The following is a 7,369-nucleotide window of genomic DNA, read 5'->3' on the forward strand; positions in this document are numbered from 1 at the left end:
CCCCGGCCTCCCCGGCCGCCTCGGCCGCCGCTGCCGGCTACACCGGCCAGGTCTTCGCCACTAAAGTTTTGCTGGTTGATGTTGTTGCTCTGGGCCAGAATGGAGATGCGCCGCTTGTCGTTAAATAGGTTAAGGTTGCCGCCCAGGCTGTAGCGTCCGTCAGTACCCAGGCCGGTATAGACCCGCCCAAACTGCCCGTTGCGCATCTCGGGTTTGGTAACAATGTTGATAGTTTTGGTAGTTTGGCCATCGTCAAACCCGCTTTGCTGCGACTGCTCGCTCTGCTGGTCAAATACCTGGATCTTGTCAATGATCTCGGCCGGCAGGTTGCGCAGGGTAGCGGCGGCATCATCGCCAAAAAATTCCCGCCCGTCTACCAGCACCCGCCGCACCTGCTCGCCCTGGGCTTGTACCTGCCCGCCCTGCACCACCACGCCCGGCAGTTTTTTGATCAGGTCTTCGGCATTGGCATCCGGGTTGGTCTTAAAAGAGCTGGCGGCGTATTGGGTGGTATCGCCCTGCTGGATGGCCAGGGCCTGCTGGCGCACAATCTCCACGCTTTTTAGCTGCTGGGCATCTTCCTGCAGCAGAAGCAGGCCCAGATCCAGGTCCTGCTCCTGCAGGCGCACGCGCTGCTCCAGGGGGGTATAGCCTACAAAACTAATGCGCAGCCGGTAGCGCCCCGCCTCCAGCCCGCTAAAGCGGAAGCGGCCCTGCCCATCACTGATGGTAGCTACCGTTACCGAATCGGGCAGGCGGGTAAGGAGCAGGTTGGCGCCGGGCAGGGTCTGCTGGCTGCCGGCATCGGCAATGCGGCCCGTAAGGCTGCGTTCCTGCGCCCAGGCAAGAGGGCTCATCAGGCAAAGTGTTAGTATCAGCAAATGTTTTCTCATGGGTGAGGGATTGGATAGGGGCAACTGGCGTATGCCCTGCCGCCAGGCAAAGCGCAAGGGGTGCTGGTGCATAGCAAGGCTTAGATGCAGTTGCCAGATAAAAGTTTAATGGCTGCTGTACATTGGTGCCGGCAGTTTTACCGGAAATGAGGAGAAAAGCACCAGCTGATTCACAAAATAATACACTTTCAGCTTTGCAAGGGGGGTAATGTGCAATGGGTAGTAGCTGTAAGGGTACATGCGCTATTCATGCTCACACTGCTGTCAGGGCCTTAAATTCGAGTGCTTCTTGGGGGCTGGTGGGAAAAATCTAGTTATTACCTGCTATAGTGAACGTAAGATCAATCCAACTTCTAAGTTTTGTTTGAGGCCGGTTCTGACGTGCTTTACACCAAATTTGACTACCCATGCAAAAAACTCTTTTGATGATGCTTGCCCTGCTGCTTGTTGCAGCCTGGGGATGTAAAAAAGATGATGAGCCGGCAGTAGGTGTTGTAAGCGGCGTAATTACCGATGCTGTTAGCAATGCTGCCCTGGCCAATACACGAATTATTGTATTTGAATCTAATGCCAACGTGCCGGTGAAATCCCTGACCACCGGTGCCGATGGCGCGTACAGAACCGAGCTGCTGCCCGGCAGCTACTACCTGCGCCTGTACCGTCAGGGCTATGAGCAGGTGCCCCCCAAGGGCATGAGCCCCATGCCCTTTACGGTATCGGTAGGCAGCGAAGTGATCAAGCCCTATGAAATGAACCAGAGTGAGGTGCTGAACGGCGGCACCATCAGTGGTAAAGTACTGGAGGGGGGCAAAGGCGTAGCCGGTGTATTGGTAGTGGCCGACCGGGAAAATAAGGGCTACTCAGCGGTTTCCGACGCCGAGGGTAACTTCTTTATCTACAACCTGCCCGCCGGCAGCTATGGGCTTAAAGGCTGGGTGGCTGGCTACAGCTCCGAAGAGCAGAGCGTAGCGGTAATCTCCGCTGCAGAAACGGCACAGAACCTGCAGCTGACCCGGGGTGCCGCCGGCTCGGTAACCGGCACCATCACCTTTCTGGCCACCAATGCGGTGGAGGTGGATGTAACCCTTACCCACCCCCTTACCCAGGAGCCGGTGCCAGGACTGCTCACCTCCACTACGGCTGCCTATACCATTGCCAATGTGCCGGCCGGTACCTACCTGGCCCGCGCCACCTACCGCAACGACGATCGGGTAGTGGACCCCGACTGGATTGTGAAGAACGGCGAGCCTATGGTGCTGGTGAGCTCCGGCGCTGTTACCCGCAATTTTAGCCTTACCGGTGCTGCCAAAGTGGTAAACCCCACCAACCTGGCCACTACTACCGAGCCCATTGAAATTGGTGGCACTACGCCTACCTTCTCCTGGCAGGCCTACCCCAGCGCCAGCGATTATGTGGTAGAAGTAAGCGATGCCAATGGCAATGTGATTTGGGGCGGTATTGATAGAAGTGGTGTATTGCCAGCCAAGCGCATGGTAATAGCCTCCAGCCAGACCAGCATTCAGTACAATGCCGATGGCAAAGCTACCCGCCCCCTGGAGCCGGGTAAGGTGTATCGCTGGCGGGTATTTGTAAGCAAAAACGATACGTCTACGACCGGCTGGCGCCTGATCTCGGTAAGTGAAGATCAGATGGGCCTGTTCCGCATCGCCAACTAAGAGCACTCTCCCTTACCCAAAGAGAAGCACCCCTTTAACGATGGGGTGCTTTTTTGTTTATAGACCCTGGAGCTCTGGCTTATACCAGCTCCGGCAGTACGCTCTTGCCAAAGAACTCTATATACTGCTCCTGCTCCAGGTTTACGTTGTGCAGAAAAAGTTTGTCGATGCCCAATTCGGCATAGGCGCTCAGCTGCTCTATAAAGTAATCGGCGGAGTCGCCTATGAGCACATGCTCCCGGATCTTTTCCGGATCGGTCAGCTTGCCGGCGCCTGCAAACTGGGCCGGCATGGCCAGATCGGCCGTTACCTGGCTGGGGTAAATGTTGCTGCGCCACTGCTGCCAGGCGGTTTCAAAAGCCCGTTTCTTATCGGGATGATAGGAGAGCTGCACCTTTAGGTAGAGCTGCTTGCCGCTGCCGCCAGCGGAGCGAAATTCTTCAACAAACGGGCGGAGCTCCTCCAGCGGCTTTGAGGTGGTGATCACCCCATCTGCCCAGTCGGAGGCGGCCATCCAGGCGGCGGTTTTGGCGGTAATGGCGGCGCCAATCACTTTTGGCGCTCGCTTGGGCCGGGTGTAGAGTTTGGCTTCTTCTACTGTCAGCAGTTCGCTGCGGTGGGTAACGGTTTCGCCCTGCCAGAGGCGGCGCATGATCTGCACCGATTCCTGCAGCCGCTGGTTGCGCTGCACCTTATCGGGCCATTTGGCGCCGGTGATGTGCTCGTTGAGGTTCTGGCCGCTGCCGGTAGCGATCCAGAAGCGGTCGGGAAACATTTCGGCCAGGGTGGCCGCCGCCTGAGCAATAATGGCCGGGTGGTAGCGCTGTCCGGGTGCATTTACAATCCCGTATTCAAAACCAGTGGCCTGCATGGCCGCGCCCAGCCAGCTCCAGGCAAAGGCGCTCTCGCCCTGCTCGTCGGTCCAGGGATGAAAATGGTCGGAGGAGAGACAACCCCCAAAGCCGGCCGCTTCGGCCTGTTGGACCAGTTGTAGCAGGTGGCTGGGCGAAAATTGTTCGTGCGAGGCATGGTATCCGATCAGGGGCATAGGCAGGGGATGTGGTAAAAAAAGGTGATTCAGGCATTGTGCCTTCTCGCTTTACCCCATTAGGCCGCAGATTGTTTATGCCCTGAGGGATATTTTTAGGAACTGGGGGCTAGGTGAGGCTACATTCGGCCAACTGCTTGCATTCCGCAGAGGGCCGGTTATCTTTGTAAGCCATGACCACCCTTATTTTTTTTCTCCCCTTTCTGCTCCTGTTTGTGGTGCTGGCCGTTTGGGCAGAGCGCAAGGTATCGGCCCTGGTGCAGGACCGCATGGGCCCTATGGAAGTAGGTAAGTGGGGGCTGCTACAAACCGTAGCCGACCTGCTGAAGCTGCTGCAGAAAGAAGATATTGTGCCCGCTGCCGCCGACCGCCGGCTGTTTCTGGCTGCCCCGGTGGTAATCTTTGTGGCCGTATTTGCCGGCTTTGCCGTACTGCCCCTTACCAATGGCTGGGCCGGCTCCTCTTCCGAGCTGGGGGTGTTCTATTTGCTGGCCATAGTGTCGCTGGATGTGATCGGCATTCTGATGGCCGGCTGGGGCAGCAACAGCAAATACTCGCTCTATGGCGCACTGCGCTCGGTGGCCCAGATCATCTCCTACGAGGTACCCCTGGCCCTTTCCATCCTTTGCGTGGTGGTGCTCAGCGGCACGCTCAACCTGCAGGCCATCAGCTTTCAGCAGGGTATCTGGGTAAATGATGTGCTGGGCAGTGAAGCGGAACGGATCTGGCTCTTTGGCCTGCCGGCGCTGGGGCTGGAGGTAACGGAAGTAGGGGGTATTCTGAGCTGGAATGTGCTGCGCATGCCCCTGTTTTTTGTGGTGTGGCTCATCTTTTTCATTGCCTCCCTGGCCGAAAGCAACCGCGCCCCCTTCGATCTGCCCGAGGCCGAATCGGAGATCATTGGCGGCTACCATACCGAGTACAGCGGCTTTCGCTGGAGCCTGGTGTTTCTGGCCGAGTACGGCATGATGCTGCTGGTAGCCTTTTTGGGCGCCATTCTGTTCTGGGGCAGCTGGAATACCCCCCTGCCCAATCTGGGACCCCTTCGCCTGGCTGAGTGGACCAGCGGTGCGCCCGGTACCCTTGGGGGGCATCTGTGGGGTGGCTTCTGGCTGCTGGCCAAAGTGCTGTTTACCATCTTTCTGCAGATGTGGGTACGCTGGACCTATCCCCGCCTGCGGGTAGACCAGCTCATGAGCCTCTGCTGGAAGTACCTGACCCCGGCCGCCCTTGTGCTGCTGTTGCTGACAGGGGTGTGGCGGCTGCTGGGCTGATTCAACTTTTGACTGAACTACAAGTTTATACCTAAGACCTGAAACGGGAGGGGGAAATTAACCAGCATGGCAACCACCTACTTTAAAAATATAGCAAACGCCAGCCGCACCCTGCTGCAGGGGCTCCGGCTTACCTGGCGGCACCTGCTGCAGGCCCGGGAAAAGCGCGCGCCCATTGGGATCGAAAATAAGGAGTACTTTGGCCAGCAGACCGGCATTGTTACGGTCCAATACCCGCGGGAAAGCCTGCCGGTGCCCGATAATGCCCGCTACCGCCTGCACAATGAGATTGACGATTGTATTGTCTGCGATAAATGCGCCAAGATCTGCCCGGTGGATTGCATCGAGATCGAGCCCATCAAATCGACGGAAACTATTGGCCTTACCTCCGATGGTACCCCCAAGCGCCTCTATGCGGCCAAATTTGATATCGACATGGCCAAGTGCTGCTTTTGCGGCCTGTGCACCACCGTATGCCCTACGGAGTGCCTGACCATGACCAAGGTGTACGACTTCAGCGAGTTTGATGTGGCCGATCATACCTATGCCTTCTCCGAAATGACCCCCCTGGAAATTCTGCAAAAGCGTAAGGAGCTGGAAGAATTCCAAAAGCAAAAAGAAGCACAAAAGCCTGCTGCCGCTAGCACCAAGCCTGCTGCGGCCCGGCCGGGAGCGGCCCGGCCAGGCGCGGCCCGGCCAGGCGTGGCTCGGCCGGGAGCGGCTCGGCCCATGCCCCCTAAGCCCGCTGCTTCCAATCCTGCGGAAGGGGAGGAGGGGGTGCAGGAACAGGCACGAAAACTCATGGAGCAAAAGCGGGCAGACGCTGCCAAACCGGCCAACGAAGCCCTGCCGCAACGCCCGAATCCGGTTGCCAAATCGGCCCCAACACCTGAGGGAACAGAGGATAGCCCCGCTCCGGGCGCCAATAAGCCGGTATTTCGCCCACGGGTACCCTCACCCAGGCCAGCCATAACCCCACAGGCCGCACAGACGGATGCAGAAAAAGATCATCCTGCAGCGGAACCTACGCCACCAACACCCCCTTCGGCCCGGCCCCGGCCGGTGATGAAACCGGTGGTGAAAAAAGCAGATGCGCCCACAGAAAGGGATGCCAGCACGAGTCCCGCACAGGTAACAAAGCCAGCTAGCCCTCGGCCTGTGATACGTCCGCTTGTAAAAAAGGAGGAGCCTGATGCCGGAAATACGTCTGCCGATCTCCCTGCTACTTCCCCTTCTGCAAGGCCTCGCCCGGTGATGAAGCCGGCAATCAAAAAGCCTGCAGCAGCAGAAGAGATGCCTGCAGGAGAGCAGTCGAGCGCTGCAAAACCCAACAAGCCACGTCCCATTATCAAGCCCATGGTACCCAAACAACACAATTCGCCCGAAGAAGGGGAGGAGCCTCAGAAGGGGAACAGTGAAGGCGTAAAGCAGCCCCGGCCGGTGGTAAAACCCAAGGTGGTAACCCGCAAGCCTGTCCGCCAGGACGAAACCGAAGAGGAGAAAAAGCAGGACGACAGCCAGCGGCCCGATGCCCCTGGCGCCCCTCAGCCGGGTGCCCCTCAGTAAGCCATCCTCTAGTTGACCTGGCTAGGCCGGCAGTCTGGTAGCTTTCCGAAATCCTGTGTATCTTTCGCTGCCCTTTGGCCAGCCCCCTGCCTATGGTTCAGTTTCTGTTTTATGCCTTTGCGGCCCTTACACTGGCCGCTGCGCTGGTGATCCTTTTTACCCGCAACCTGCTGTATGCGGCCTTTTCGCTGATCTTCTGCTTTCTGGGAGTAGCGGCCATTTATGTGCTGAGCGGGGCGGATTTTCTGGGGGTAACCCAAATCGTTATTTATGTAGGGGGGGTGCTGATCCTGCTGATCTTTGGGGTGATGCTTACCAACCGCATCTCGGCCGGGCCGGTACTTACGGGCCTGCATAACCAGTTTCTGGGCTATGCGCTCCCCCTTGGGCTGCTGGTGCTGCTGCTGGGTACGCTGGGGCAACTGGCCCTGCCCGACTGGGCCCTTCGAGCGGAGGCGACCGGCGGGCTGGTGCAGCAATCGACCGTTGCGCCCATTGGCCTGCAGCTGATGACCCAGTACATTCTGGCCTTTGAGCTGGCCGGCCTGCTGCTGCTGCTGGCCCTGATCGGCTCGGCGCTGCTGGCCAGCCCGGCAAGTGAGCAGGGACCGGCTACCCCTTTGGCTCCATCGCCCGGGGCTCCTTCGTCCACCCAACCTGGTACCCCCTCATGATCCCTCTTTCACATTACCTGATCCTGGCTACGCTGCTGTTTTGCATAGGCCTGGCGGTGGTCCTGACCCGGCGCAATGCCATAGCCGTGCTCATTGGCCTGGAGCTGATGCTGAATGCGGCCAACATCAACCTGGTGGCCTTTAGCCGCTACGATGGTGCCCTGCTGCAGGGACAGCTCTTTGCGCTTTTTGTGATTGTGGTGGCGGCAGCCGAGGCGGCCGTAGCCCTGGCGCTGGT

The 7,369-nt window shown here is 58.5% G+C and carries 7 protein-coding genes; 5 read left to right on the forward strand and 2 right to left on the reverse strand.

Going from position 1 to position 7,369, the window contains the following annotated elements; genetic code table 11:
• The coding region (locus tag ADICEAN_RS19435) for a carboxypeptidase-like regulatory domain-containing protein (RefSeq protein WP_040398388.1) at positions 1 to 857 on the reverse strand (857 nt) is incomplete at its 3' end.
• Between the two features lie 443 nt (positions 858 to 1,300).
• Here ADICEAN_RS19435 and ADICEAN_RS19440 point away from each other — a divergent pair.
• Positions 1,301 to 2,569, forward strand: coding sequence for a carboxypeptidase-like regulatory domain-containing protein (locus ADICEAN_RS19440; RefSeq protein ID WP_152426531.1), 1,269 nt, complete (start codon positions 1,301 to 1,303; stop codon positions 2,567 to 2,569).
• A 79-nt stretch (positions 2,570 to 2,648) separates the two neighbouring features.
• Here ADICEAN_RS19440 and ADICEAN_RS19445 read toward each other — a convergent pair whose 3' ends face one another.
• Positions 2,649 to 3,617: a TIGR03885 family FMN-dependent LLM class oxidoreductase gene (locus ADICEAN_RS19445; protein WP_009197376.1), complete on the reverse strand. Its 969-nt coding sequence runs from the start codon at positions 3,615 to 3,617 to the stop codon at positions 2,649 to 2,651.
• Positions 3,618 to 3,790: 173 nt separating this feature from the next.
• Between ADICEAN_RS19445 and ADICEAN_RS19450 the strand changes: the two genes are divergently transcribed.
• The 4 genes from ADICEAN_RS19450 to nuoK form a co-directional block, all read left to right on the forward strand.
• Entirely contained in the window at positions 3,791 to 4,891 is a 1,101-nt protein-coding gene (locus ADICEAN_RS19450; RefSeq protein WP_009197377.1) for a complex I subunit 1/NuoH family protein, read from the forward strand.
• A gap of 66 nt (positions 4,892 to 4,957) precedes the next feature.
• A complete protein-coding gene (locus tag ADICEAN_RS23630; protein ID WP_009197378.1) occupies positions 4,958 to 6,457 on the forward strand; it encodes a 4Fe-4S dicluster domain-containing protein in 1,500 nt (499 codons plus the stop codon).
• A 92-nt stretch (positions 6,458 to 6,549) separates the two neighbouring features.
• The gene (locus ADICEAN_RS19460; protein ID WP_009197379.1) at positions 6,550 to 7,131 is read left to right on the forward strand and encodes an NADH-quinone oxidoreductase subunit J family protein; all 582 of its coding nucleotides are present in this window, start codon (positions 6,550 to 6,552) and stop codon (positions 7,129 to 7,131) included.
• A partial coding sequence (gene nuoK, locus ADICEAN_RS19465) for an NADH-quinone oxidoreductase subunit NuoK (RefSeq protein WP_040398391.1) occupies positions 7,128 to 7,369 on the forward strand: 242 nt, incomplete at its 3' end. The genes ADICEAN_RS19460 and nuoK, both read left to right, overlap by 4 nt.

This window comes from Cesiribacter andamanensis AMV16 (assembly GCF_000348925.1).
Lineage (GTDB): Bacteria > Bacteroidota > Bacteroidia > Cytophagales > Cyclobacteriaceae > Cesiribacter > Cesiribacter andamanensis.